The organism is Microbacterium sp. SY138 (genome assembly GCF_039729145.1).
Lineage (GTDB): Bacteria > Actinomycetota > Actinomycetes > Actinomycetales > Microbacteriaceae > Microbacterium > Microbacterium maritypicum_A.
In genome coordinates this window covers 2,807,186-2,833,487 of sequence record NZ_CP155793.1, presented here as the reverse complement: position 1 = coordinate 2,833,487, position 26,302 = coordinate 2,807,186, and the positions used below count along the sequence as shown (strand labels likewise).

General features: G+C 65.7%; 26 protein-coding genes and 1 pseudogene. 7 read left to right on the top strand and 20 right to left on the bottom strand.

Annotated elements, in window-relative coordinates; all coding sequences use genetic code 11:
• Positions 1–56: 56 nt before the first annotated feature.
• Complete coding sequence (locus ABDC25_RS13490; protein WP_167255801.1) at positions 57–263, top strand: helix-turn-helix domain-containing protein; 207 nt, start codon at positions 57–59, stop codon at positions 261–263.
• Positions 264–266: 3 nt separating this feature from the next.
• On the opposite strand, the gene ABDC25_RS13485 is transcribed toward ABDC25_RS13490, so the two are convergent.
• Positions 267–1,250 (bottom strand): DNA-processing protein DprA, encoded by a 984-nt coding sequence (locus tag ABDC25_RS13485; protein WP_167255803.1) that lies wholly within the window; start codon positions 1,248–1,250, stop codon positions 267–269.
• A 193-nt stretch (positions 1,251–1,443) separates the two neighbouring features.
• Here ABDC25_RS13485 and ABDC25_RS13480 point away from each other — a divergent pair, with 193 nt between their 5' ends.
• Positions 1,444–1,800, top strand: a complete 357-nt coding sequence (locus ABDC25_RS13480; RefSeq protein ID WP_167255805.1) for a sulfate permease — start codon at positions 1,444–1,446, stop codon at positions 1,798–1,800.
• Between the two features lie 14 nt (positions 1,801–1,814).
• Here ABDC25_RS13480 and ABDC25_RS13475 read toward each other — a convergent pair whose 3' ends face one another.
• From ABDC25_RS13475 to ABDC25_RS13390, 18 genes and pseudogenes are all read right to left on the bottom strand, one after another.
• Complete coding sequence (locus ABDC25_RS13475; protein WP_167255807.1) at positions 1,815–2,381, bottom strand: hypothetical protein; 567 nt, start codon at positions 2,379–2,381, stop codon at positions 1,815–1,817.
• A gap of 18 nt (positions 2,382–2,399) precedes the next feature.
• Entirely contained in the window at positions 2,400–2,855 is a 456-nt protein-coding gene (locus ABDC25_RS13470; protein WP_347123175.1) for a single-stranded DNA-binding protein, read from the bottom strand.
• Positions 2,856–2,857: 2 nt separating this feature from the next.
• Positions 2,858–4,717, bottom strand: a complete 1,860-nt coding sequence (locus ABDC25_RS13465) for a type IV secretory system conjugative DNA transfer family protein (RefSeq protein WP_167255809.1) — start codon at positions 4,715–4,717, stop codon at positions 2,858–2,860.
• Positions 4,714–5,247 (bottom strand): hypothetical protein, encoded by a 534-nt coding sequence (locus ABDC25_RS13460; RefSeq protein WP_167255811.1) that lies wholly within the window; start codon positions 5,245–5,247, stop codon positions 4,714–4,716. The genes ABDC25_RS13465 and ABDC25_RS13460 overlap by 4 nt, the downstream gene beginning before the upstream one ends.
• A gap of 35 nt (positions 5,248–5,282) precedes the next feature.
• On the bottom strand, positions 5,283–6,767 hold the full coding sequence (locus tag ABDC25_RS13455) for an ATP-binding protein (RefSeq protein WP_167255813.1): 1,485 nt from the start codon (positions 6,765–6,767) through the stop codon (positions 5,283–5,285).
• Entirely contained in the window at positions 6,764–7,537 is a 774-nt protein-coding gene (locus ABDC25_RS13450) for a hypothetical protein (protein WP_347123173.1), read from the bottom strand. Before ABDC25_RS13450 ends, ABDC25_RS13455 begins: the two co-directional genes overlap by 4 nt.
• A gap of 131 nt (positions 7,538–7,668) precedes the next feature.
• Positions 7,669–9,135: an SCO6880 family protein gene (locus ABDC25_RS13445; RefSeq protein WP_167255817.1), complete on the bottom strand. Its 1,467-nt coding sequence runs from the start codon at positions 9,133–9,135 to the stop codon at positions 7,669–7,671.
• A gap of 6 nt (positions 9,136–9,141) precedes the next feature.
• Positions 9,142–10,497 (bottom strand): conjugal transfer protein TrbL, encoded by a 1,356-nt coding sequence (locus ABDC25_RS13440; RefSeq protein WP_167255819.1) that lies wholly within the window; start codon positions 10,495–10,497, stop codon positions 9,142–9,144.
• 34 nt (positions 10,498–10,531) lie between these two features.
• Entirely contained in the window at positions 10,532–10,843 is a 312-nt protein-coding gene (locus ABDC25_RS13435) for a DUF6112 family protein (protein WP_167255821.1), read from the bottom strand.
• Between the two features lie 113 nt (positions 10,844–10,956).
• Complete coding sequence (locus ABDC25_RS13430; RefSeq protein WP_167255822.1) at positions 10,957–11,223, bottom strand: DUF6112 family protein; 267 nt, start codon at positions 11,221–11,223, stop codon at positions 10,957–10,959.
• A 29-nt stretch (positions 11,224–11,252) separates the two neighbouring features.
• Positions 11,253–12,404, bottom strand: a pseudogene (locus ABDC25_RS13425) (M23 family metallopeptidase); the annotation flags it as partial.
• A 12-nt stretch (positions 12,405–12,416) separates the two neighbouring features.
• Positions 12,417–13,100, bottom strand: a complete 684-nt coding sequence (locus ABDC25_RS13420; RefSeq protein WP_167255826.1) for a hypothetical protein — start codon at positions 13,098–13,100, stop codon at positions 12,417–12,419.
• A 30-nt stretch (positions 13,101–13,130) separates the two neighbouring features.
• The gene (locus tag ABDC25_RS13415) at positions 13,131–14,138 is read right to left on the bottom strand and encodes a ParB N-terminal domain-containing protein (protein ID WP_167255828.1); all 1,008 of its coding nucleotides are present in this window, start codon (positions 14,136–14,138) and stop codon (positions 13,131–13,133) included.
• Positions 14,135–14,992: a hypothetical protein gene (locus ABDC25_RS13410; RefSeq protein ID WP_167255830.1), complete on the bottom strand. Its 858-nt coding sequence runs from the start codon at positions 14,990–14,992 to the stop codon at positions 14,135–14,137. The genes ABDC25_RS13415 and ABDC25_RS13410 overlap by 4 nt, the downstream gene beginning before the upstream one ends.
• A gap of 96 nt (positions 14,993–15,088) precedes the next feature.
• A complete protein-coding gene (locus ABDC25_RS13405; RefSeq protein ID WP_167255832.1) occupies positions 15,089–15,457 on the bottom strand; it encodes a hypothetical protein in 369 nt (122 codons plus the stop codon).
• On the bottom strand, positions 15,454–16,020 hold the full coding sequence (locus tag ABDC25_RS13400; RefSeq protein ID WP_243844849.1) for a helix-turn-helix domain-containing protein: 567 nt from the start codon (positions 16,018–16,020) through the stop codon (positions 15,454–15,456). Before ABDC25_RS13400 ends, ABDC25_RS13405 begins: the two co-directional genes overlap by 4 nt.
• Before the next feature lie 29 nt (positions 16,021–16,049).
• Complete coding sequence (locus tag ABDC25_RS13395; protein WP_167255836.1) at positions 16,050–17,003, bottom strand: bifunctional DNA primase/polymerase; 954 nt, start codon at positions 17,001–17,003, stop codon at positions 16,050–16,052.
• Complete coding sequence (locus ABDC25_RS13390; protein ID WP_315072268.1) at positions 17,000–18,085, bottom strand: ArdC-like ssDNA-binding domain-containing protein; 1,086 nt, start codon at positions 18,083–18,085, stop codon at positions 17,000–17,002. The genes ABDC25_RS13395 and ABDC25_RS13390 overlap by 4 nt, the downstream gene beginning before the upstream one ends.
• Positions 18,086–18,422: 337 nt before the next feature.
• Here ABDC25_RS13390 and ABDC25_RS13385 point away from each other — a divergent pair, with 337 nt between their 5' ends.
• From ABDC25_RS13385 to mobF, 5 genes are all read left to right on the top strand, one after another.
• Complete coding sequence (locus ABDC25_RS13385; protein ID WP_167255840.1) at positions 18,423–18,854, top strand: hypothetical protein; 432 nt, start codon at positions 18,423–18,425, stop codon at positions 18,852–18,854.
• 59 nt (positions 18,855–18,913) lie between these two features.
• Positions 18,914–19,378 carry a hypothetical protein gene (locus tag ABDC25_RS13380; protein WP_167255842.1) on the top strand — a complete coding sequence of 155 codons (465 nt, stop codon included), beginning with the start codon at positions 18,914–18,916 and terminating at the stop codon, positions 19,376–19,378.
• Positions 19,375–20,400, top strand: a complete 1,026-nt coding sequence (locus tag ABDC25_RS13375; protein WP_208323811.1) for a DUF6545 domain-containing protein — start codon at positions 19,375–19,377, stop codon at positions 20,398–20,400. Before ABDC25_RS13380 ends, ABDC25_RS13375 begins: the two co-directional genes overlap by 4 nt.
• A gap of 122 nt (positions 20,401–20,522) precedes the next feature.
• Positions 20,523–21,539, top strand: coding sequence for an alpha/beta fold hydrolase (locus ABDC25_RS13370; RefSeq protein WP_243844850.1), 1,017 nt, complete (start codon positions 20,523–20,525; stop codon positions 21,537–21,539).
• Between the two features lie 197 nt (positions 21,540–21,736).
• Positions 21,737–25,294 carry a MobF family relaxase gene (gene mobF, locus ABDC25_RS13365; RefSeq protein ID WP_167255844.1) on the top strand — a complete coding sequence of 1,186 codons (3,558 nt, stop codon included), beginning with the start codon at positions 21,737–21,739 and terminating at the stop codon, positions 25,292–25,294.
• Between the two features lie 579 nt (positions 25,295–25,873).
• Here the strand turns inward: mobF and ABDC25_RS13360 are convergent.
• Positions 25,874–26,293 (bottom strand): DUF2269 family protein, encoded by a 420-nt coding sequence (locus ABDC25_RS13360; RefSeq protein ID WP_315072280.1) that lies wholly within the window; start codon positions 26,291–26,293, stop codon positions 25,874–25,876.
• Positions 26,294–26,302 lie beyond the last annotated feature (9 nt).

Below are 26,302 nucleotides of genomic sequence, written 5' to 3'. Positions count from 1 at the left end.
GGACAGCCGCGGCCACCTGTGAAGTGATACGAGTCCACTCACGGGGAGGTAGCGCCATGACTGTTCGAACTCGCTCCGAGGAGCACGACACCGGATTGGTCTCCCTGGCGATCGCGGCTGAGAGCTTGGGTGTCTCGGTCAAGACGATCCGGCGTCGAATCTCCGACGGCACTGTCCGGGGATACCGGGTCGGACGACTCATCCGCGTCGACCCGGACGAGCTGCGGCGGAGTCTCGTCGTAGAGATCCCGACGGCGGGGTGACCGCTACAACACTCGAGTGTTCGGCGAGACGACATGAGGTGCCCCGGGGCGGATCGCATTCCGCCCGGGGGCGCTCGTGTCATCCCCGAGCATTCGCAAGACATCGGACCCGCAGGTGACGACACGGGCACGACCGTCTTGAAGGAGACGGTTCGTACCGGCGCTGGCAGCGCTCGTCACCGGTCCCGGAACGGCGCCGACGAACCGTCCGAGGACTGAAGCCTCTCTCGCCGTCTGCAATGTGTCCGAGCGGAATCCCGCTTCAACGATGACGGTCGCTCCCGACAGCGCGGCGAGGATGCGTGAACGATCGAGAAACCGCTGCCGTGTGGGAGCGGATGCAGGTGGCGCCTCAGTGAACACAAGCCCCCGGTGTGCGATGCTCTCGATCAGGTCTGCGTGACCGACGGGGTACGCGCGGTCGAGGCCAGAAGCGAGAACCGCGATTGTGTTGTCTCCGTGCATGAGTGCCGCGCGGTGTGCTGATCCCTCGATTCCGTAAGCACCACCGGCGACGAGGGCTCTGTCGCTCTCCGCGAGGTCTCCGGAGAGTTCCTCGGCGACGTGAACACCATAGCCAGTTGCCGCCCGTGCACCCGTCAGCGTAGTGCGCTGGGCGAGCGGTGCGGTGAGGAGTTCAGTACGTCCCCGCGTCCAAAGCGCGTACGGGGTCCGTGCCCCGAGATCGTTGAGGGCGGTTGGCCATTCGGAATCCTCGGGGATCAGCACCCGGTAGTCGCCTCCTGAGCCCATGCGCGATGCGACGTGATCAGGGTTCGCAGTCAATCGCAAGCGATGTCGCCATACCGCGGCCTCCACCCGATCCAGACCCGCGACCGACGAGTCACGCTCGATGAGGGAGATCAGCTCGACCGCGCCGACTCTCATGAGGAGACCACCGGTCACGGTGTCGTTGGGAGCGTCGATCAGCGCGAGCACCATACGGGCAGTCCGCTCATCCTTGGCGAGGTGCGAGAGCGTGGGCATGACAGCCTCCTGGGCGTTGAGATCTCGATAGGAAGGTGAGCAGGATCAGCCCTTTTGGTTCCTGAAGAGCAGGCGTACCCTGGAAGGCGAAGCAGGTTCACAACTCTGCAGGCCCTTCGGGGCGGCCCTCCACGGGCACTCGACACACATGCTGCTTCCTCGACGGAGAACGACGTGTGACGAGAGGCCCATCATGATTCGTTCGATCTGGACGGTCAGCATCTTCATCCATGCTGTCCTGCAGCGGTGCGCACCGACGAACATCGTTCTTGGCCGCATCCGACGTCGCTGCGGACTCAAGTGGGGCGTTCTTGCGATGTTCCTCGCAGTGCCTTACTTGATCGCGGCCAGCCTGTGTTCCGCGGCGATCAGTGACGGCGCCCCAGGGTGGCTGAACCTCATCATCCTGCTGTGCCTGTGGAACGCGATGAAGTTCATCGCGGCGGGACCCGTCGCCGTGGTGCTCCTGCTCCGTGCTCGGCGTCGCGAGGCCGTCGCGAGGCGCGTGTCCGAGCGGGCGCACGCAGCCGTCGAGCTTGTCGCGGCCTGAACGCCCGACCGATCTCAGTCAGGGATCGCGCCCGTGCGTTCGTCGATGGTGGCGAAGAACGCATCCTCTGCGGCCTGGCGCGCTTGGACCTGTTCGATGACGAACTCGACGAAGTCGGCGTCTCGGTCAGCGATGACATGCTCGACGATGTCGACGGTGCGGTCTTCCCCCGGCCAGACAGTCTGCCGCGTCGGACGGTCCCGATCGAGGCGCGTGCCACTGACCGTGACCCAATCGCGTAAACGCTGGCGAGCATCCGCGAAGTCGCGATGCCAGCCCAGCGGTGCCGATCCGTCTTGTTCGGCGTCGTAGGCGCAGAGCCAGTGCAGGTGGAGCGCTGACAGCTCCCAGATCAGCTCTGGATGGCGGTGCCAAAGCGGCGGAATCACTGCCGCCGGGATACCGTACTCCAGCCGGAGCCAGTTCACCCAGCGGTTGAGCTCGAGGAGTTCTTGCTTAAGGTCGTGCGAGGTGAGCAGGTTCCAGTTGATCGGGTGCGGTGGCTCCGCAACGAGATCGGGCTCAAACGGCTCAGCGTGCTTGCTCTCGGGGCCCTCGTTGAGGGCGTTGTCGTCGTTCATGGTTACGTTCCCGTTGGATCAGCGACCGAGGGAAGGGGCGTTGCTCACGGCTGGCTGCGCTCGGGGGCCAAACGCACGACTAGGCTCGCTGGCCGCGCGGTTCCGGTCGGCACCTCGAGGTGAACGGTCGACGTCGTACCGGGTGCGTGCGGTGTCATGACCAATGCGCTTCGCGACGAACTCTTCGCTTTCGACTGTCTGGCCTTCGCGCTCGTAGCTCACAGGCCGCTGGTATCCCTCGGCGAGGAAGTTGTCGCCCTTCGCGAACTTCGCGGATGTGCGTTCGGCCGAGCGTCCGAACATGACGAGGTGGTGGTAGCTCGTCTCCAACTGTGTGAAGGTACCGTCCTCTTCGCGACGAAAGTGCTCCTGTCCGAAGCGGAAGTAGAGGCGCGGGTTCCCGCTGGTGGAGTTCGTCAGTTGCGGCTCTGAGGCGACGAAGCCCGAGACGGACTCTTGCGTGTGGATCGACATGATCAACTCCCTATCTGGTCAGGTGGCCGGGTTTGTTCGGCCACTGCATCAGGTAGGTGCGCGTTCCTCCCCGGAGCGGTCTGATTCGTCGTGGGGCCCTCCATGAGTGCTTCCACGGCCGCGCGATCGAGTCGGAGCTTCTCGCCGTCAGCGCGCTTCGGCCATGGATGCAGGTCTGTGATGATCGGTGGAGCCGATCGGAGCAAGACGGCGCCGGTGCCGAACGGGAGGGTGCGGACGCGGTCGGGCGGCAGGATCGGGACACGGCGGACGGAGCGCTGGTTGGAGCGTGAGCCGTAGTCGCTGAGGGTCACGGAGTCGGTGAACTCGTCCCGCTCGCCGATCAACGTGGAGAGGTCCTGGAGGTCGCGTGAATTGGATGCGCCGCCGAGGATGATCTTCGCGATGCTGGCGTCCCAGATCGCAGCAGCTTGGTTGTCCGACCACTTGTCTCTCGCTTGAGCGAGCGACTGAAGCACGGGCATCGTTGTGATGCCCGTGCCGCCGCCTTCAGCCATGAGTGTGGGAAGTGACGGCAGGGGCGCGAGGTTCCCGATCTCGTCGAGTGCGAGCAGGAGCGGTGGATCAAGGCGTGCGCCAGGCGAGCGCGCAGCCATCCGACGTGCGGTCTCGACGAGGTCTTCGACGAATGCAGCGACGAGCGCGGCGCTGTTTCCGGCGCCAGCTCCGGTCGCGAGCAGGTAGAGCGTGCCGTGGTTGAGGATGAACTGCTCGGGATCGAAATATTCGTCTTCGGACGGGCTGACGGCATCCAGCACTCTGGGATCGGCGAGCGCGGCAAGAGCGAGGGATACGCCCTGCCAGATGCTGTCACGCGTGCGCGGATCGGCGTCGAGCATCGCCTCCAGCGATTCGGCCCATCCCGTCGCGGCTCTCGGCGAGCCCGTCAGAATCGCGACGGCCTCGGCTGCCGCGGCAGGGTCGAGGGTCCAGCGGAACAGTTCAGTCGGGCTTCGCTGATCGAGTGCCGCGGCGTGCAGGAGCGACTGGAGGGCGATGCGTGTCTTGCCTTCCCAGAACCCTCCGCCTTCAACACCGCCGGAAGAAAGCTCGGTCGCAGCGGCGAGGCCGGTGGCGCGGATCATCGCAGTGAGCGGATCGTCGCAACCGCGGATGGGTGACCATCTCAGCCCGGCGGGGATGCCTGCGGCCAGGTGCTGGGGGTCGAAGACCGCGACAGGACCGATCCGCTGGCGCGCTTTGAGAGTCACGGTGAGGTTGTCGGGTCTGGTTGACGTCGTGACGACCGCTCCGGGCGCATCGAGGATCGCCGGGATCACGATGTGCAGACCCTTGCCAGATCGAGGTGGCCCGATCAGCAGGATAGAGTCCTCAATGCTCGCCCAGATCTGCTTACCATGCGATTGCCCGAGCAGATAGCCGACATCCTCGGGCCTGGGATGGTCAAGGGACGGGCGCAGCGCGCCAGCACGGCTGAGGAGCGCCTTGGTGGATGCGCTGGACGCGAGCTCGTGCACGCTGGCGGTGCCCTGCAGCCGACGCGGGTCAGCATTTATGTCGTTCGAGTGGCGTCGTAGCATCACCCAGGCCGACCCGAATGCAGCGGCGGTTAGCACGAGCATGAGCGCTGCGACGGCCCAGAAGAGGACCGCATTGAGCCCCGGCGCCTCGAGCGCCGCGGCGGGATCGGTAGGGTCGAACAAGACACTGAAGCCGCCACTGATCCCGACTCGCGGTTGCTCGATTCCAGCGAGCGCGGCAGCCACGGACCCGGCGCCACGAAAGACCGCGGCGACGCCGAACAACGCGACGAGCCCGATTATCAGGGCGTTGGTGAATTCGTCTCCGAGGCCCCGGCCTGGCGAATGCGGGGTACTCATGACGAGACGAACTCCGAGATGATGACGCCCGAGACCCGGCCGATGAGGACGACCTCCGACCGGTGGTCAACCAGCTGGCTCAGATCGATGACGGCACGAGCGGTCCCATTGGCCGAGCCCTCCGCGCCGGAGATCGAGAGTGCAACGGCGACGTCCTCACCGGGGACGAACCCGGATCCGCGGACCTCGAAGAGCTGGCGCATCGGACGATGCCGCGCTCGCCGCGTTGCACCAGGCGCCGGGGAATCGACGTCTGTGTGCTCGTGTCTTGTGGCGTGGATGATGTCGGTGAAGATGGAACCGTCGTGCTCTCGTACTTCGACGCGGATGGTGCGAGTGCGGTGGTCAGAGAGCGCATCGAGTAGTTCACCGAACTGCGCCCGACTCCATTCGAAGCCTGCGCGCAGAGGCGGGAAGTCGCGTCCGTCATGAGTGACGCGCATCACACCGCCTTCGTCGACGCGGATGCTGGCGAGTGGAAAATTGACGAACGCTTCGGACAGGAATCCTCCTGTGCTGCGATTGCTCATGCCACGCAGGTGCGCGAGCGGCTCCTCGCGTCGGGTCAGCCGGTCATGCGCCCGGTTGTATCGAAGAGTTCCAGCTCGGCTGGATGGAGCTGGTGCTGGCACACGAAGGATCGGTCCTTGATGCGCCACAGTCCTTGGCCGACCCCGAGGCCCGGAAGCAGCTTCTGCTCTGTGCCCGTGAGCCCGAGTGCTCTCGCGGTGCTGCCGAGCTGGTCGGATTCCTGCCGGTAAATGATCCTCGTCTCGGCATTGGCCAACAAGCTGTTTGCGAGGGCGCGCATCGCCGAGCCTTGATCGCCGACGTTCTCCAAGTCGGTCAGTTTGTGGAAGATCAGCATGTTCGCGATCCCGTAGTGGCGTGCGAGTCGCCAGTGTGCGTCCATGCGCCGTAGCAGCGCCGGGTGGGACATGAGGCGCCAGGCTTCGTCGTAGATGCACCAGCGCTGGCCTCCGCTGGGATCGAGCAGGGCGGACTCCATCCATGCGGAGGAGCAGGTCATGAGTACCGAGGTCAGCGTCGAGTTCTCCGTCACTCGCGACAGATCGAGGGAGATCATCGGCAGGGTCGGATCGAAGGCCACGGTCGAAGGGCCGTCGAATAGCCCGGCGAGGTCACCGGCGACCAGGCGTCGGAGAGCGTGACCGACAAGTCGCCCGTCCTCGGCGAGCCGTCCGTCGGGGTCGGCATGCGAGGTCGGATTGAGGATGTGTTCGACAATCATCGGCAGGACCGGGATGCCGTTGCTGCGCATGACCTCGGTCAGCGCGGTATCGATCGCAGTGTGTTCCAGCGGCGTGAGCTGTCGAGTGAGCACCGTCTCCGCGAGCGCTCCGATCAAGTCCCGGCGACGGGAAGCAACCGTGGACGCCCAGCTCACGTCGCTCATGCCTACGGGCCGGTATCCCTCGTCGAGCGGATTGAGTCGCGCGGCGAGCCCGTGCCCGAGCACGATGGCTCTTCCGCCCACTGCCTCGGCGACAGCCGTGTGCTCGCCCTTCGGATCGCCCGGCACGTAGACGCGGCGTCCGAACGGAAGTGACCTTGTGTAGAGGCTCTTGGCCAGGCTGGACTTGCCAGATCCGACAATGCCCGCGAGAACGACGTTCGGAGCGGTGATGACGCCACGGGCGTACAGCACCCACGGGTCGTAGACGAAGGATCCACCGGAGTACAAATCCTGGCCGACGAAGACTCCGTCGGGTCCGAGCCCATGTTCGGCAAGAAAAGGATAGGCACCGGCGAGGGTCGCTGACGTGTCTTGATGCCGGGGCAAGCGGAACTTTCCCGGCGATCGGAGCCGCGCGGAACCAGCCTCACCGGCGGCAGGGAGATACTTGGTGGCCCGCCGTTCGGTCAGTTCGGCGTCGTACTTCTTCCGGGCTTCCTGGCGTTCAGCGTGCTGCTGATCAGTCTGCATTTTCGCAGCGGCTAGTCGACGCTTCTTTCGCAGGCGACGTTTCTCAGAAGCCGGAGAGATCAGTACCGAGGTGTGGAGTCGCTCGGCATCATCCCGGTTCACAGTCCCAGACCCCGTTGCTGCTTGAGGGCCGTAATGCTGGCAGGTTCGAACCACGAGGACCGTTGCTGACGTGGCGTTGCAGCGCGGGCGTCGAGCCCGTGAGAGTCTTCCGGCAGCAGGTCAATCGACTCGACATGGTGGAGTCGGTAAAGAGCGACGTGGTCGAAGCTGTGGCTGTACGCAAGGTGGTAGTCACCGTCGCGCGCCTCGCGCTCGAGCGGACCGCTCGGCGGCACGCCGTAGACGTAACCGTTCTCCATCGCGGCACTGGTGGTCTCGTCGCCGAAGTCCCAGCTCTTCAAATGGTTCAATCCCGCGGCGGCACCGCCGGCGTCGATCATGTCGAGCACCTCGTCAGCTTCTTCGCCTTGCAGGAAGACGACACTGACCCACCGCTGCACTGCCGTCTTGTCGGGCGCAGGGACATCGTGCCAGGCGACACGACTTGCCGCGGATACTGCGGCGTTGAGTCGATCTTCGGCTTGGTCGACAAGAGTCGCGGCTTGGTGAAGGTCATCGGCAGCGGCCAGCGCGTCCTTCGATCCGGCCGCGTGGTCGCCGCGGCCATCGAATGCGCGAGAGCGGAAGTTGAAATGGGCGGCTGCGAGCTGATCGAGGATTTGTCGCAGTGAGCGCACGCCGGAAAGGACATCGCCGAGTACGCCGTAGACGTCTTGCAGGTTCTCGCACGTGCGCGTCGCATGCGCGAGCCCGCGCAGCGCCTCGGCTGCTTCACCGGCATCAGCGCCGGGATCATAGAACGTGGGCACGGTGACCTCCCGGGTAGTAAGCGACTCCATGGTTAGGTGCGCCAGCGATCCCGCCATATCGGACGAGGCGAATACCCAACCCGACGACTTGCTGAGGAGTCGGGCGCCTTGGTTCCCTCCATCGCGTGAGGTCACACAACGCGGCAGAGGGGCAGCGCCGCCGCGGTGAACGCCTGCGCCTGCTGGCCGACGAGGAGCCGCGTCTCGCAGGAAGCCTGAATCGCGGCCTGTTCGATTGCGGCAACCGCGGCGTCGAGCTCGTCCGCGGTCCGCGCTGAGACCGAGATGAGCCCCGTGTAGCGGAGCACGCCGTGTCCGGCGGTGAGATCGGCTTCCTGTTGCAATACGTCCTGGAACTCCGCCGTCTGCGCTGCATCCTCGATCTGGCCGATCCGCTGGCGTTGGGCTGCGTCCGAGATGTACTCGGTCTTCTTCTTCCGGATGTCGCGTGCCGCCTGATCAGAGCGCATCGGCGTGCACAGCAGCGAGAACGACCGTTGGATCCCCGTCGACAGCAGCAGCGGCGCGAGGAAGCCCGGGTAGACCATCGACCGCGGCCATTCCGAGATCCACAACACCGCGTGGAACGCCGAGTCAGTGCGAAGCCTCGACCACGACTCGTTCACAGCCACCGGTCCCGCGGTCGCGAGCGATTGCCCGAGCTCACCGTGGCGTTCGAGTGTCGCTGCGACTGCGGGGTCGTATGCGGAGCGCAGGATCACCGCGATCCCCCCGCACGAGAGCCATGAAGACGGCGAGAGGTCGGCGGAGCGCAGCGCTGCCACCAGCGTGGACATCTCTTGGCGAAGCACGGCAGCGGCACCGCGGATGCCGCCACCGGCCGTGCGGATCTGCCGCGACGCCGCCTGCATGTCGAGCGACAGAGACAGCGTGGTGGCGTGGCGTTCTCCGGCAGGCCCGGCCCGTTCGATCAGCTCGGCATACGTGGTCGACGCCCACAATGCATCCGCTGTGCCATGCGAGGCCCACCATTCGGCGAGGCCCGTCCCGGAGTCGGGCAGGGTGCGCTCCAGCACCTGCAGCATCGAGATTCGACCGGACCGGCACACGGTCGCGAGCACACGTCCCCAAGAACTGACTCGACGTTCCTGCTCACCAGGGTCGAGGAGCACGAAAGCAGGGTGCGAGACCGAAACGATCGCCGTGAGCGTTGCGGCGGTCGGGTCATGGACCATCCCGGCACCGGTGGCGGAATCATCGTACTCACGCAATCGCGACATGTCGCCAGGAAGCGCGAGCGATCCGGCAGAGCGCGGCTTCACGACGCGTCGACGATAGAGCAGCTGCCCGCCCGTGGTCTTCCACAACCACCAGAAGACGACGGGGATCCACTCGACGATCGCGCGCCCGGCGATACGGATCCATGCCACCGAGGCAGCGGCGGCCCAGACCGGAGCGGAGAAGGCAATGAGGATGCCACCTCCTGCGTAGAACGCCCACACGAGCGTGCCGATGCCGATTCCGAGGGCGATCAGCTGTGAGAGCGACAGGCCCAAGAGGACACCCCGTCGCGTCAATCGAGAGAACTTCACCGGGACGAGGTCTCCGGCTCGTCGGTCGTCGAGATCATTCGGCATGATGCGTCATTCCTTCCGGGGAGGCTGCGGTCGCGGCCGACTGGGCGGAGCGGGATCTGCGCGCGGGGCCGACGGCTGCGGTGTGGAAGGCGACCCAGGGGTCGCGGATGCTGCGGGTGCCGGAGTCCCCCGGTCTCCCGCGCTCGCCGCAACTGTCTCGGAGGTGCCACCGATGCCCTGGCCGATCTTCGGTCCAGCAGTAGCAGCGCCCTCGACGACTTCGGCGCCAATGACGACGGCTGCAGCGGGCCCGGCCGCGGCACCAGCTCCGGCACCAGCTCCAGCGCCCGCACTCGTGCCAGCCGCAGTTCCGCTGGGGGTGGCGCCAGCCGACGCCGTCGCGCTCGGTGCAGTGCGCGCGGGGGGAGTGGTGCTTGGACCGCCACCGGACCCGCCGTCGAGGACTTTCTTGACCCCATCGCCCTGCGGCTTCGACGGCACCGGGACGGGCCGGTTGATAGCGTTCTTCGCCTCCTGCTCGCTTCCCATCGCGTGGTAGAGGTCAAAGCCGAAGAACGAGATGAACCGGTAGACCATGTATGGCGCGAAGGCTGCGATGAACAGCAGTACGATGCCCGAGATTGGCTCGGTCACGGACGCGAGGTCTGCCTCGATCGGGGTGGACACCTGGGTAATCGCGATGAGGAACACGACGACGAGCACGAGCTTCGAGATGATCAGCGCGACGACGAACGCCGCCCATTTCCCGATCCATCCGCGGGTGACGTCCCACGCCGCGCCCGCGAACGCGATGGGCGCGAGCACGATGGCCACCAATAGCAGGGCTTTGCGAATCAGGAGCGAGAACCACACGATGGCGACCGCGCAGATCATGAGTCCTGAGAGGAAGATCGTGATGATCGCGCCGACGCCGGGAGCCGCGATGTTGATCGTCGTGAGGCCTGCGGTCAGGAGCGCGATCTTGTCGCCCATGGTCGCGGTTGTTTCCCCTGCGGCCTGGACGATGCCGACGCAGAGTTGGTCGACGATCTCCAGCCCGGTCGCGGTGAGCGTGACGACAACGAAGGAACCGAGTACTGCTTTGGCAGCTCCGAGCGCGGCGCGGGAAAGCGCAGCGGGTTCGCGTCGGATGAGTCCCAGGACCAGCTGGAAGCAGAAGAACAGCAGGACGATGAAGACGCCGATGCCGAAGAGCAGGTTGTAGACGTCGAGGTAGCCGGAGGATTGGACGTCGACAAGAGTGGTGCTGTCGAAGACCGTCCACATAGCTTCGATGAGCCATGCGGCAGCTTGTCCCATTGTGGCGGCGAGCCAATCGAACGGGGCAGATACCAGCGAAGCCGCGCCTTCGCCGACGGCATCGCACACGGTTGAGATGACGGGGATATCGCAGACACTCATCGCGGGGTTCCCAACGGGTTGCGACCGAGTGGCCTCAGACCTGCTGTCCGACGTTCCAGAAGAAGTTGATCAAAGTCACGGACGCGCCACAGATGACCGCAGCACCACAGGAGATGAGCACGCCGAGCTTGCCTCGTGAGGCGAGGTGCGGGTTCGACGAGTTCGACCCGAATCCCCAGACGATCGCGGCCACGATCAGCGCGAGCACGGACAGGACGAGCCCGACCGTCATCACGGCGCCGACGATCGTTCGTAGCTGCGCGATCCCGGGTAGACCGGAGTCGTTCGGAGTGATGTCGATGTCCATCGGCAGGGCGGTGGCGACGGTCGCGATGAGTTCGAACACGGTGGCTCCTCGGCATGAACACCGCCACGGGCGGTAGGCGAAAGATGGTCGAGAGCCAGGTGCGCAGCTCCTCACCACCAGTCGCATGCCGAGTCGCACGCGGGGCGATGAGGTCAGAGCTGTTCGCCGACGCTGATGAGCCAGTTCACCCAGGACACGCCCCCGCCAGCGAGCACCGCTGCACCAAGCGCGACGAAGACCCCGGCGCGCGCTTTCGCCGCAAGCGCGGGGTTGCCGGTGGACGTAACGATCGCCCAGACGATCGCGGAGATGATGATCGTGAGCACCGCGACGATCAGGATGATCGTGAGCGCAGCACCGATGGCGACTTTGAGGTCACCGATACCGCCGAGACCACTGAAGTCGGGGAACACGTTCATCACTGACCCCCTCCCATCGCCGAGCACCCGGCGCCCGCGGCGGGCTCTGGGAGATCTGCAGCGCCGTGGTCATTGAGCCACTTTGCGGCGTCGACAGCTTCGGCGTTCGTGCCACCTGGACGGACTTCGAAGTGCAGGTGCGCGCCGGTCGAGCGCCCGGAGGAGCCGACGTCGCCGATGTGTTGACCCGCAATGACCTGCTCGCCGACGATGGCGTGGATGCCGTTCTGCCACATGTGCGCGTACGCGGTCGCGACGGTGGCGCCGTCGATGCGGTGCTCGATCACAATGAGCCCGCCGTACCTGCCAGAGAGCTGGGCGACTGTGACGACTCCGTCCGCGGCCGCGAGGATCGGCGTTCCATCTGGCGCAGCGAGGTCGGTGCCGGAGTGGAAGGCGCCCTCTCCGGTAAACGGGTCGACTCGCGGGCCGAAGTTGCCCGTGAGTACCCAGGTGCCCTCCGGCAATGGAAACACGACGCGGGCCGACTCCGCAACGCTCTCGGTCGGCGCAGGAATGCTCCCGGCAAGTTGCGAGGTGGCGCTAGTGAGAGTGGTGAGGATCTTTTCGGCGACCGGCTCGTAGTTGTTGTACCGGTCGGGGTATCCGGATACTTCAACCGCTTGCGCGGCTTCGCCCTTGCTCAAGCTCTGCCAGTCGGGGATATCGAGCAGGCCACGCGGCGAGGGATAGTTCGGTCCCGTCGATCCGCCGAAGAACGCCTCAGCCTGATATTCCGGATCCATCAACTCGGCGACCGATCCCCATCCGGATTGCGGGCGCATTTGGAACAGACCGAGCGAATCGTGATCGGATCCGTTTCCATCGTTCGGATAGTCACCGGACTCCGGGTAGGTGCTCGTGTTCGCGAGCTGCCGCAGCGTTGACTCGGTGAGCGCAGCCATGAGCGCGATCTGGACGCCATCGCGGGTGACGCTATCGATCCGCGACCCAACAGAGATGATCGTGGCCGCGTGAGTGAGCTGCTGCCGATTGAGTGTGAAAGTATCTCCGTTCGCCGTCGTCACCACAAGCGAATCCGGAATGGGGCCGACGGTGAGACCCGTCGAGGCGAGGCAAGCAATGACGGCGGGGTTTGCAACCAGACCGACCGCGACCAGTCCTAGCGTCGGCGCGAGGATCACAAGCCCGATGAGTGTGATCGCGAGCTTCTTCAGCATGAGTCGGCCGTCCTATCGGAGCGGATTGTTCAGCTCGGACAGCCGCAGAACGTAGCAACTGTCACCGGGCGGGCAAGCGATGAACACCGTGAGCGCCACCTCTTGCTGAGCAGCGATCGAATCGCCGTTCCACGTGCCAGCGCGGTGACGGATGCCCTCGATCGTGTACGCGGTCGCGCCTTCGGGGAGTTGTCCGGGCCGTGCCTGCGAGAGCGCCTCGGACCAGGCATCCGGCACGTACATTGACGTGACCTCCAGACGTTGCGTCGTCGCGTACTGACCCAGCTGCACCCACGCGTTCTGCGTCGGCAGGTAGGTGGCGATGTCGGCCGCGAGCCCTGGCTGTTCGGCAGGGGTGGGATCGGCGACGTCGAGGATGACGTCGGTGTAGTCGAGCGGAACGAAACCGACGCCGGTGTCCCACGTGAACAGCGCCGTCGCGACGCTGCCCGCGAACGTCTCTGCATCTCGAGTGGGCAGGATCGTCGGAAGTCGCGGTGCCGTCGTGGCAGGTCGACGAGAATGCTCGGTGGTCGGCGCGGCGCTCGACGAGGTCGGCTCCGGCGAGTCCTCCGGCTCGGGTGATCCGGAGATGAGTCCGTAGGTGCCGACAGCGACGACGAGGACGGCCATCACCGCGACGGCGATCAGTGCGACCAAGGTGCGGCGCGAACGGCGAGCTATCTGGTGCTTCATGCCGGGCAGGTGCGCAGCCCTGACCCCTGCTCAGATCGCGCGAAGGCTCCGCGCTGTCGTCTCGGTGTCTGAGTCGGCGTCGTTTCGAAATGCTCGGAGCTGCTTAGCGACGTCGACCGTGGCATCAACGACGTGGAGGAAGAGGTCGACCTCGGCGTCGCTGAGCTGATGAGCCAGGTCGTCGACGGTGAAGTGCCGCCACCAGCCGTCGAGCTCAGTCCACGTCACGACGAACGCGCGCACGGGCCACGGGTCATCGCCGTCCGTACGGGCAGCAGGGCTTGGCGACGGGCGTCGCTTGGGCATCCGCTTGCCTTTGATGCGAGCCAGGGCTTCCTTAGCGAGTTTCGCCACGTTATCCCCACTCCCGCCGGGCTGCGCCGCAGCGACGAGTTGGCGTGCCCGTTCGTAGCTCGGGTGCACGGCTGACCCGGATCCGATGAGCTCCAGCTCGGCTGCGACGCCCTCGCGCACGGACTCGGGCTGGGTCTCATCGTCGACGAGGTGCTGCAGGTAGTTGATCTTCTCGAGCGTGGTGTGGGAGGGGCCATCTGGGATCATCGCAGCGGCCTGCTCGCGTGTGTCGCCCACAGCCTCTGACGGTGCCGCAAGATTGGCGGCACCGTGATCTCCGGGCTGGTTCACCCTGCTGAAGCGCGACGCTTCCTGGCGGCGAGCGGCATCCTCTGCCATCAGCGTCTTGATCTCTCGGTACAGAGTCGCGTTCTCCAGTTGAGTGAGCGGCTTGTGGAGCACATTGTCGTCTTGCTCAGCAAGCAGGTACCCAAGGTCTCCCGAGATGCCCGAACGCACCCACACTTTGACGTGCAGCCACCCGAGTTGCTTGATCGCGGCCAGTCGCCGTGCACCGCAGACGAGGATCCCTTCTGGCGTGACGGTTATCGGTTGCAGCAGGCCTTCCCGCTCGATTGACGCGGCAAGCGAGGCGAGGTCGCCGAGCTCCGTTCGGTGGCGTAGCCCGACCCGAATCGAGTCGACCGACCGTTCCAGTTCGATGTGCCCGTTGTCGGTGCTCATCGCCTGCCCCCGTGCGTGGGCGTGGACATCGCGATCGTCATCACCAGGTCGTCATCACTGAGCAACGCGGGCAGCGTGTCGCCGACGAGCAGACGGAACAGGATGCCGCGACCGGCGCTGGTTGACCGGTATGCAGGATGTGGATGCCCGAGCAGCACACGCAGCAGTGCCGACCACGAGTCGGCAGGCAGATCGAGCAGCGCTCGGGCGTGCTTGTCGCGGCGGAGCAGCTCGCAGGCGCTCTGTCGAGACCCGGCCCGTGCGACCGCGGCGCAGACGTACTCGATCGCTGCGCGCGCAGTGCTCTCCGGCCATCCCAAGGTCGTGAAGAGGACGATCGACAGTTCGACCGCACGGTGGGCAGTGTCGACGTCCTCGGGTGCATAGTAGGCGTCGTCGTCTTGAGCACTCGGATAGTCGTCTTGGACGTGGAACGCCGGATGGTAATCGGCCAGCGGAGTCTCCCGATCGGCAAACCGTTCCGGATCATGGAAAGCGGAGACATGAGGTCGGCGAGCTTGGTGAGTCGCACACAACAAGCCTTGCCCGCGCTCCTCGGCGATGCAGGTGATCTGAACACCGCGAGTGACGACGGCCCACGGATCGTCTGCTTCTCGTGCGGAGCGGGTTCGCATGACGTCGAATGCTGCCGACGCTGCCTCCCAGGGGTCGAGGCCGTGCTTACGTGCCAAGGCGCCGTACTTCTCGGCCGAGAACACGGCGAGATCAGCGGCAACGCGGTCGTGCGCCCAGGCGCGGGCACCCGCGTGATGCAGGCGATTGAGCAGGGCGCGCAGCCCTTCGCTCGTTCTGTAATCCTCGCGCGATTGCAGCGGTGAACTGTGATGGGTCATGGCGAAGACACCTCCTGACATGCAGGTGCGCGCCCGCTCCCCAACGGGGGTCCTGGATGCCGGTGGGTTCCCATCAGGTTGTCTCGAGTGTGTGGTTCAGGCGGCGCCGACCACGCCGCGCTCTGTCCCGCGTCGAGAGGAGCCGTGTCCGAACGCGGAGACGGGTGGGAGTCGTCGGGCTCGCTCCGCGATGCCGCGGATGCTGGTCGTCGCGGCATCGCGAGTGCGTCGATGAAGCTCGGCTTGGAAGTTGATCCCCGCTCCGGCCACACGGGAACCGCTGCGCGCCATCAGATCCGTTGGGCGCACCCACTCGACGCCACGGCCGGGGTGCGACGCCGGGTTCACCACCGCCCACCGACGGCGACTGCGCACGCTTGTCGCTTCGACGGCCTCGGGGGCTGTCGCGAGTCCGTCGTCTTCTCGATCAACGTTGCGCGGCGTTTCATTCTCGATTTCGCTCATGCCGATGCCTCCTCGGATGTGGCGGATGCGGCGTCCGTCCGTTCCTGCTCGATAGGTGCGCTGGCGAACCAGCGGCCCACCGTCGACGGGTGAACGTCAAGCTCGCGGGCGATCCGCTTGTTCGACCATCCCTCCGCCCGAAATGCCGTTGCGCGCTCCTGCGGCGAGACCGACTCGCTCGGAACTACGGTTTCTGGCGCGCGGATCAAAAGCACCGTCAGATGAGTGATCGCAAGCAAGACCACCGGTGGCACGGCCGCGACGGCCGCGGCGAGGAAGCCGGGCATGTCTGAATCGGCGGCGACGACGGCATGAAGCGAGTTTGCGGTCACTGATACTGCCGCAGCGCCCGCGAGGAGCGTCCATGGATACCAGGCGGCTCGTGAATCGGCGAGGGCGACGACGGCGACAGTCGAGACGACGATGACCCCGTCGACGATGAGCGGCCATGCCCACGCCTGCCCGTCGCCGATTCCTGAGCGCGCAGCAAGGTCCACGAGCGAGGTGAATGACAGCCAGAACGCTCCGGCGGCGATGAACACCGTGCCCGCGACGGCTGTCATGACAGCCACTCGTCGCCCCCTGATGTTCCTCATGCCAGTGCCCGTGGCTCTATGCCGCTTGATGGCCTGTGAGGTGGCGCCGACGACGCAGGAGCTAACGGCCTGGCCGGTGCGCCCTGAACACTTCGGTAGGCAGAGCGGACGGTCGTCGTCACCTCGCGCTCAGTGAGCCCGGCCTGCGCACCGGCCGCCGTGAGTGCATCGAGCGCTTCGAACGGAGAAACACTATGCTCCGCCATCCGGCAAGCCGCCCAGAAGACCCCGTGGTTACGTTCGCCTTCCTGCCTCCGAGCGACCCACTCGGCGAGACGCTGCACATCGCCCGATCGGATCGCCGAATCGCCACCGCGGGCCTGATCGCCACCGCGGGCCTGATCGCCACCGCGGGCCTGATCGGCCCTACGGGGAGGATCGAGGAAGTCGCGAAGTCGCTCCGCGTTGAACCCATGCACGCTTTCACTGGCGAGCCGAAGGACCTCATACCGCCGCGGACGCCCGTCGATCACTCGACTTGACGGCGGAACGATGATGTAACCGCCGTCGCCGCGGAAGTCGATGCCCGCTCGTGCGCACTGCCAGGACCGCTCCTCCGACCCGCTCGCCGCGGGGTAGTACAGATGCAGACCGTCCGACGGGGTTCTCACTGCAGCAGTCCAGCCATCCACGAGACCTTCAGCCCGCGCGCGATCCAGCGTCTCGTAACCATCGACGAAGCCGTGCACATCAACGTCAACGACGACGAGGCCCGATGCGGCGCCGGTCGGGATGCCGATGTTCGCGCTGGGTATCGCCGTCCACCATCGACGCACGAGCACGTGGTTGGTGCTGGCGGCGTGAAATCCTCCAGCCACCGCGGGGCGCTTCCCGCCCGCCGCGCACGGGAACACGGGGATGCCGTGAGCTGCGTAAGCGAGCGCGCTCTCAGCGGTCGAGAGCCCACGGCCCGAGCCGTCGAGTGTCCGTATGAACGCGGCGGTGTTCATCGCAGCGTCCGCGATTCGGTCAGAGCCGCACGCTCTGCGTTCGTTGAGGTCGCCAGTGCACGACTCGCGCGGTTCGAGGTGGGCACAACGATCCGCGTCGACGATCGTTCAAGTCCTGGCGGGGTACCGTCGCCGAGCATCTCGGTGTCGAGCTGGTCCAGAATCTTCATCGCAGCGGCGCGGACCCGTTCACCTGTAGCGCGCACGATCTCGGCTGGCTCCTGCCCATCGACCTGCGCAGCCCAGGTCGACACGTACGGAATCGTGTAGCCGCTGGTGTCCATGCCGTGGGCGGCACCGATCATGAGCGCGACCGACTCGGCCTCCACCTCGCCGATACCACGATGCTGTCTCGCCACATCCTGATCAGGGCCGTGCATGAGCACATGAGCGAGTTCATGAGCGAGAGTCTTCACGCGGGCCGCGGGATCCATGTTTTCTCGGACGGTCACGGTCTTCTGGGTATAGTCGGTGACGCCATTCGCGCCGTAGATCATGCCCTCGTGCGCGACGCCGAGAACGGTGAAACCGGCCGCTTCGATCTGCCGTGCGATGCCATTCCACAGCCCCGACGGAGCCTCGTCTTTCAGCAGAGCCGGCGCCGGTGTGGTCGGAAGCGCGTCGCCGGAAGTCTGGGAGGCATCCCACACGTACGCGGGGCGAACACCGATCATCTTCGAGCGCACAATCTCACCGGGACGGGGTTTCTCGAAGCGATTGAGTCGTCGCCACGATGCCGGATCGGATGGATTGGGTGACGCGAAACGCCCCGTGACGGGGGCGAGGATCTGATAGCCGGGCTGGCCCTTCTCCACCTGGCGCCCCAGATGCTGCCACTGCTTGTACCCGGCGACGTACGACGGCGTCGGCTCCGCTACGAGTCCTGCTTCGTGCGCCAGAGAGTGCTGGATCCAGATCAGCAAGGTGTTGTTGAAAGAGCGGCTGCGGAAACGGGCCGCGAAGGTGAGCGCCTTCGCCCAGTCGTCCCCAGACAGAAGTCGATCAACGGCATCCACCAGCTTCTCGTGGACCTCGTCAAGCTTGGCTTCGCGCGCTGCCCGGCGAACTTCGGTCGCGACCATCGGATGGCCTCCTCTCTGGGACGCCACGACCGGGAGAGGCGCGGCGCCACACCAGAGAGGTGGGCGCGGGCGCCCGCGAGAGAACGATGAGGGATGCGGCCGCACGGCTCGCGCACGCTCGTCGCGCACGAGCATGGAATAGGGCGCCGTCATCGTCATGGTTCTGGGCATGGTTCGCCTCCCTTTGAGCAGGAGTGCAGTCGCGCCACATCACGAGCGTTGAGCATGCTCAAACGGTCTGAGGCTTCAGTTCTAACATCGACGGTGGGCATGCGCAACTGTTGATTTGGTCATGCTCAACGGGTAGATTGAGCATGCACAAAGGAGGTCAGCCACCATGACCGAAGACGAGAGCAAGGATGCGGCAGCGGATCTCGCGAAACGCCTGCGGCTGCTGCTTGACGTCGCGATCGCCGAGTCTGGTGCTGAACCGACGTACTCCCAGATCGCCGCCTACTTGGGTGACCGCGGCACCAATCTGTCGAGATCGCGCTGGACCTACATGGTGAACGGCCACCGATACGTGCAAGATCCGGAGGTGTTCGAGGGGCTGGCTGCATTCTTTAACGTTGACGCCGAGTTCCTTTTGGGTGCGAATGGGGCCGCGGTCCCGGCAAGAGTTAGCGCGCAGCTTGACCTCGTGCGCTCCATGCGCGCTGCGAAGGTCAAGACCTACGCAGCGCGCACGCTTGGAGACATCTCGCCGAGAGCGCTCCAAGCCATTAGCAAGTTCCTTGATGAGGAAATGGCAAACACAGTCGAGCAGTGACGACGTCCCCCGAAGTGGAGTAGACGCCGGTAGATGCCCTCGAAGAGAGTGAGCACACCGTGGACCTTGATCAGGCCGTCACGACGGCCGTGACGGAACTCGCCCTGGGTAGCGTCTTCACGTTCGAGGACTTGCTGGGCGCCGTGAGGCAGCGTCGTCGACGACGCCTCCGCGTCGTCGAGCTGAGTGCGCTGGGCGACAATGATGGCGTCTGCGCAATATGGCTGACGACCGGAGCAGAGGACGTGATCCTTCATGCGCACAGCGACTCGGTCCTGCATCAACAACAGTTCGTGCTCCATGAGTTCGCTCACATACTGCTCGGACACTGCGACGGGGACGAATGTTCCGTCACGGACGCTCTCCTGCCAGACATCCCACCGCACACCAGAACGCGTCTACTCAGACGCCAGGATTTCGACACCGAGACCGAGATTGCCGCCGAGTCACTGGCAGACCGGCTCGCGGCGGGTATTCGGGGGTCTGTTTTCGCGGAGTCTCGTTATTCGGAGATCTTCGGATGATCCAGACGCTCATCGCGACGCTCTTATGGGTGCTCGTGGCGAGCCTGCTCATTTTTCGACGCCGGCGGACGGACCGCAGTATTACTTACGCTGCCCTCACGATCGCTGTCGCCATGACACTCAACGTCGACGCCGTCTACGTCGCCGTCGATGGTTTGCTGGGATCGACGAATCACGCGATGCTGCTTTCGGATGGCCTTCTGATCATCGGGCTCTTCTTCCTCGGACGAGCGGCGATGAAGGCTGGCGAGTACCGTCCGCGGCTGGTGCGCGCAGCGGTCGGTCGCCCCGCATTGTTCAACGCACTCGTCGGAACAACAATGGCGTTTTTCCTCATCGATCGCGGGGCGACGACGGTGACCTTCATGCGCGACCTCGGTGCGCAGCCGTGGGTCGCGGCGTACTCGATCATTGTGTTCACCTATTGCGGGATCATCTTGGGTGCGATGCTCACACTGGCGATGAGGCAGTTCCGCATCGGCAAAGGGGCGCAGCTGGTTCCCGCTTTGCTACTTCTCATGGGCTCGAGCTCAGGTATCGCGCTCAGTGTCGCCGTGATCACCATGGATCTGGCGCACGTCACCGGCAATCTTCAATTCATGCGCTCCGTCGGCGCCGCGTACGGGCCGCTGTCTCTCCTCGCCTTTCTTTTTCTGTGTGCGGGCTTCGCCGTGCAGCCGATGGTCCGCAACTTGCAGGAGCGGGCTCGTCGCGCGCGAACGGCCGAGATGTTGCAGCGACTCGACTCACTGTGGCATCGGGCTGTGCGAGTGCGGCCAGGTCTCAGCAAGGCGCAGTCTTCGACAGCGCAAATCGAAGACCATGAAAGCCGCCTCCACCGTGAGATCGTCGAGATCAGAGACGCGATGATCGACCCGCGTACTGCGTTCGAGGTCACTAACGCAGAAGAGACGCTACTCGAGCAGGCGGAACGCCACCTCCTCGGAAGCAGCGGCGCAGGTGCCAACGGAAAGCCCGCGGTCGTTGCGCCGCGCTCTCTTGACGAACGAGACCGAACATGAGGCGCATCGTTGCAGCGAGCGTTGTGCTCCTCTGTGCGGGTGCGATGAGCCTCGGCTGGGTCCTCGCTCGGAAGCTAACGTCGGCGGTCGGGTCTCGAACCTTCGACCTGAGACTTCGAGATATGGAGACTGACGGGGATCGGCGTTTGCTCATTCTCGACCGCACTCGCTCCACGGCCGCGCCAGGCATATTCAGCCTGTGGTTCGAAACGGGGGAGTGGGTGCAAGTCTCCGACGAGGTGATCGATCGAGGGCCTGGCCAGATCGCTCGGGTCGTGACGCATGCCGCGTCCGGTCGCCTCCCATCTCTGGGGGCATCCTTTTCGTGGAGCGGGATCTACTTCGATGGCCCCGCGGCAGCGGGCCTCAGCGTGCGGGAGGTCTTCATCACTACGCCCGCGGGTCCGGCCCCGGCATGGCTCGCCGACGGCGAGCACCGCGCGGCGACATGGGCAATTCACGTCCATGGCATGGGCGGGCGCCGACGAGGAACGCTACGCGGTGTGCAGGTGACTGCTGAGCTTGGCTGGACGTCGCTCGTCGTCAGCTTCCGCAATGACGGTGAGGGGCCGAGCGTTGAGAAGGGTCGCTCAACGCTGGGCTACTCGGAGGCCGACGATGTCGAGGCTGCTGTCGAGTATGCCGTCAAACAGGGCGCTGAGCGGATCGTTCTCTTCGGATGGTCGTTGGGCGCTGCCATTGCTCTGCGCGTTGCGGATCGGATGCGGTCTGCGGGGGTGATTGCCGCGCTGGTACTGGATTCTCCAGTGCTCAGTTGGATCGAGGTGATCGAAGCCAATTGTGTACGAAGCGGACTGCCGGCTGTGGCGGGCCGTCTCTCGTTGCCCTGGTTGACGCTTGATCCGCTCGCTCGCGTAGCCGGGCTGCCGGGGGCCATTTCGCTTCGGGAGATGGACTGGATCGAGCGAGCCCGAGATCTCACCGTGCCGACTTTGATTCTGCACGGCAACCGAGACGATTCGGTCCCCCCTGCGGTGTCCGAAGCCCTCCGCGATCGACGTCCTGGCTTCGTCGAACTAGTTGCGTTCGCGGCGGGCCATTCCATGGCATGGAATTCTGACCCTGAGCGCTGGCGTTCGAGCGTCAGCGCCTGGCTATCGACAGTGGTCGTCGATTGAAGCACGGCGATCTCTGTTGCTACTAGTTCGCACGGCATTACACGGGCAGCGCCGCACATACACGGTGATCCTGCGCGGATCTCGGGGCGCCTCGAGCTAGCGCACTGATCAGCTGCCACGCCTCTTGCAGATCGAGGGTGAGCACGCTTTCGGCGGGCTGCTGCTCACCTCGTGAGTAGGTGGAGAGGAGCGGACGTATGACGGTGTCGATGCGTGTGATGAGCGCGGGCGACGGGTACAAGTACCTGCTGCGCACCGTCGCGGCCGGCGATGGCGACAGGTCGCTCTCTACCCCGTTGACGCGCTATTACAACGCTGAGGGTACCCCGCCGGGTCGCTGGCTTGGGGCCGGGGTGGCAGTGCTCGGTGGCGGGAGGATCGGCGTGGGCGATCAGGTCTCCGAAGCTCAGCTCCAGCTCCTGGTAGGCATGGGCCGCGACCCCATCACCGGCGAACCGCTCGGGCGTGCGTACCCCGAATATCAGAGCGTGGCCGAGCGGATTGAGGCACACACCGCGGCACTCGATCCAGCCCTCGGGCCGGCATCACGCGCTGAAGCCGCCGTCGCTATCGAGGCCGAGCAGACGGAGCGAGGGACACGGCGGGCGGTGGCGGGGTTCGACTTCACGTTCTCGATCCCGAAGTCCGCCAGCGTGCTGTGGGCGGTCGCGGATGCGGGGACGCAGGCGTTGATCGCGGGCGCGCATCATGCGGCGGTTGCGGAGGTGGTTGCATTCATGGAGCGGGAGGTTGCAGCCACCCGGACCGGTGCAACCGGTCGTGACGGTGCGGTTGCTCAGGTCGACGTCCGCGGTCTGAGTGCTACGGCGTTCGATCACTACGACTCGAGGGCGGGTGATCCGCACTTGCACACGCATGTCGTTATCAGCAACAAGGTGCAGACCGTCCTCGACAACAAGTGGCGGTCGTTGGATGGGCGGCCGATCCATACCGCCGTCGTCGCCCTCTCCGAACTGCACGAGGCGGTGTTCGCTGATCACCTGACACGGATGCTCGGGGTCTCGTGGGAGGCGCGTGACAGGGGCCGCGACCGGAACCCGGCATGGGCGATCACCGCGGTGCCGGAGGTCCTGGTCAAGGAGTTCTCCACCCGTGCCCGGCACATCGACGCCGAGACGGATCGCCTCATCGGCCAGTACGTCGAGGCGCGCGGGCGGCGGCCGTCGCCGACGACGATCATGAAGCTTCGCGCCCAGGCTACGCTGTCCACCCGGCCCGAGAAGGAGGTGCGGTCGCTGGCCGACCTCACCGCATCCTGGTGGGAGCGCGCCGGGCGGGCACTCGGGTCGGAAGCGACCGCGTGGGCGCGCACCGTGACGGTGAACGAGAAGCCGCTACTGCTGCGCGCCGACGACGTACCGTTGGATGTGATCTCCTCGCTCGGGCGGGACGTGGTGACCGCGGTCGGTGAGAAGCGCTCCACCTGGCATCGCTGGAACCTCACCGCGGAGGCGGCGCGGCAGACGATGGGCTACCGGTTCGCATCGACCGAGGATCGAGAAGCCGTCGTTGGCCTGGTCGTCGATGCCGCCGAGGCCGTGTCGCTGCGCCTGACCCCGCCCGAGCTTGCGTCGAGCCCGGCTGCGTTCCGCCGGCCGGATGGCACGAGCGTGTTCCGACCGAAGCACTCCGCGCTGTTCACGTCCGAGGTACTCCTGGCGGCCGAGGACAGCCTCCTCGCGCGCGCCCGCACCATCACCGCCCCGACTGTCCCGCTGACGACCGTCGAACGGATCACGACGCGGCCCGACAGCAAGGGGCGGATACTCGGTGACGACCAGGCGTCCGCGTTGACGAAGATCGCCGTCTCCGGGCGGGTGGTCGACGTGCTGGTCGGTCCGGCGGGGGCGGGGAAGACGACGGCGATGTCGGCGTTGCGGCGGGCGTGGGAGCACGAACATGGGCGCGGCAGCGTGATCGGACTCGCACCGTCCGCGGTCGCTGCGCAGGTACTGGCCGATGACCTCGGCATCCAGACCGAGAACACGGCCAAGTGGCTCGACACCCACGACCGCACCGGCGAGACCTTCCGCAGGGGTCAGCTCGCTATCGTCGATGAGGCGTCGCTGGCGGGTACGCTCTCCCTCGACCGCATCGCAGCCCTGGCCGCGGAAGCCGGGGCAAAGGTGCTGCTAGTCGGCGATCACTCGCAACTCCAGCCCGTCGACGCAGGCGGCGCGTTCTCCCTGCTCGTTCATGATCGCGACGACGCTCCAGAGCTGGTCGACGTGCACAGATTCGTCAACCCATGGGAGAAGACCGCCTCCCTCCGTCTGCGGCACGGGCGCACCGAGGTCATTGACACCTACGCCGAGCACCGCCGCGTGATCGGCGGTGACACCGAGGAGATGATCGACGCCGCCTACGCCGCCTGGCGCGCCGACACTCTCGCCGGGCGGGCCAGCGTCCTCGTGACCGACTCCAACGAATCCGTCCAGGCCCTCAACAACAGAGCGCGCGTCGATCTGATCCTCGACGGCACAGTGAACGTACGCCGCGAGGTCGAACTACACGACGGCACCCGCGCCGCGGCCGGGGATACCGTCGTCACCCGCCGCAACGACCGCCGCCTGCGCGCCGGCCGGTCTTGGGTTCGCAACGGCGACAGGTGGGTGATCGCCGAGGTCCGCGCTGATGGCGCCCTCACCCTCGGACGGGCAGGGCGCAGGTGGGGCGGGTCGGTGGTGGTCCCGGCCGATTACGCGGCCGAACATCTCGACCTCGGCTACGCCGTCACCTCTTACCGGGCGCAGGGCATCACCGTGGACTCCTCTCACGTAGTCGCGGATGCGTCGATGACCAGGGAGACGTTCTACGTCGCCATGACCCGCGGTCGCGAGGAGAACATCGCCTACGTCGCCGTCGACAAGCCCGACCCCGCCCACGACGGCCCGCACCCCGGCGACGATACCGAAGCGACCGCCCGGTCGGTGTTGTTCGGGGTGCTGCAGCACGTCGGTGCCGAGCTCTCCGCGCACGAGACCGTCGCCGACGAGCAGGATGCCTGGGCTTCGATCGGCCAGCTCACCGCCGAGTACGAAACCCTGGCCGCCGCCGCACAGCACGACCGCTGGGCCGCACTCATCCGATCCTCGGGCCTCACCGACAACGATGCCGAGGCCGCGATCACGTCACCCGCATTCGGAGCACTGAACGCCGAGCTTCGACGGGCAGAATCAAACCAGCACGACATCGACACCCTGCTGTCACGCCTGGTCAGAGCGCGCGGGTTCGGCGACGCCGACGACATCGCCGCCGTCCTGCACGACCGCGTAACGAAAGCGACCTCCCGCCCAGCAGGCGCCGGCCGCGCTCGCAACGCCGCGCGCCTGATCGCCGGCCTCATCCCGGAAGCCACCGGCTTCATGCCGTCCGAGATGCGGCGGGCGCTGACCGAGCGGCGTGAGCTCATCGAGAACCGCGCCGATGCCCTCCTCGACACCGCCCTCACAGACAAACACGAGTGGATCACGAAGCTCGGCACGCCACCGAAGCAGCCACGAGCGGTCCGGGCATGGCGCTACAGTGCCCGCACCATCGCCGCCTACCGCGACCGCTACGGCATCACCGGATCATCACCACTCGGGGCGCCGGCCGAGTCGGAGGCGCAGAAGATTGACGTCACCCGCGCTCGTGCCGCTCTCGACCGGGCACAGAACCTCGCCCAGGACAACCAGCCTGAACAGGAACAGGCGCGCTGCACCGCAGCGCAGCGGGTCGGGCCGTCGCTGTAGTTGCTTTCTTACGACTGGTCTATTCGATCCCGAGGCTGATCGTCTGCGCGTTCGAGACGTCACCCTTGTTCACGCAGTCGTAGGCGAGGTCGTAAACATGCCCGCGCGAGCTTGGATCGGCCGCCGTCGCGTCCACGGTGCCCTCGATATAGCAGTCGGGACCCAGCGCATGACACCGTCTGCGGTGGTGTCGCTCGCGACCGCGCCAAAAAGGTAATACCGGTGTCCGGCGCGGTTTGGTTTCGGCAGGGGGTTTCGGCGGATCAGCCTTCGGCGTGTCGCACACCTGGTGGCGTTCGGCGATCGACCCACCGTAAACGATCGTTTTCGGCGCGATCAGGTCTGGTGCCCGGGAGTCATGAGCTTGGTCGTCAACCAGGTCTAGAGGCCTTCCGCTCCGCGACGCGTCCCAGAGCTCGCTCGGCGGAAGGCTCAGAACGCGGCGCGGATCTTCCCCAGCTCAGCGACACCGCGGCTCCGCGAGCAGAGTACGCCGTTAAACGCTGGCCGTCCAGATCTAGACGCGGTCCATCAACAGGCACGCAGGGGCGCCATTGGGCAAGGTTCCTGGTGCTTCGGTCAGGGTTTCCAGACCATGAGAACGACTACGACGACGAGGCAGAGTGTGGCGATGCAGGAGCTGATTGACGCTCGCGTGTACGAGGACCGTGCCGTCGCGCGGCCGGCCTGCAGCAGTGCGGGCACCGTAACGAGGAGGGTAGCCAGCAGAGCGACGACGTAGAGGACCAGTGACGCGAGCACCCAGGGTGTGGTGATGGAGAGGTCGTACTCCGGATCGGCCATACCCATGACGCCGAATCCGGTGACCACGACGATCAGCGATAGGTAGCTGAGGAGACGGATACTCTTCCCCGACTTGAGGCTTCTTTCGTTGTCTCCGTGTCGGAGCGATCGCAACGTGGCCATCGGGATGATGGCCATCGGGCCAACGACAAATACTGCTGAGGTGACGTGGAGGATGCTGAAGAGGATATCCATGGTGTTTCC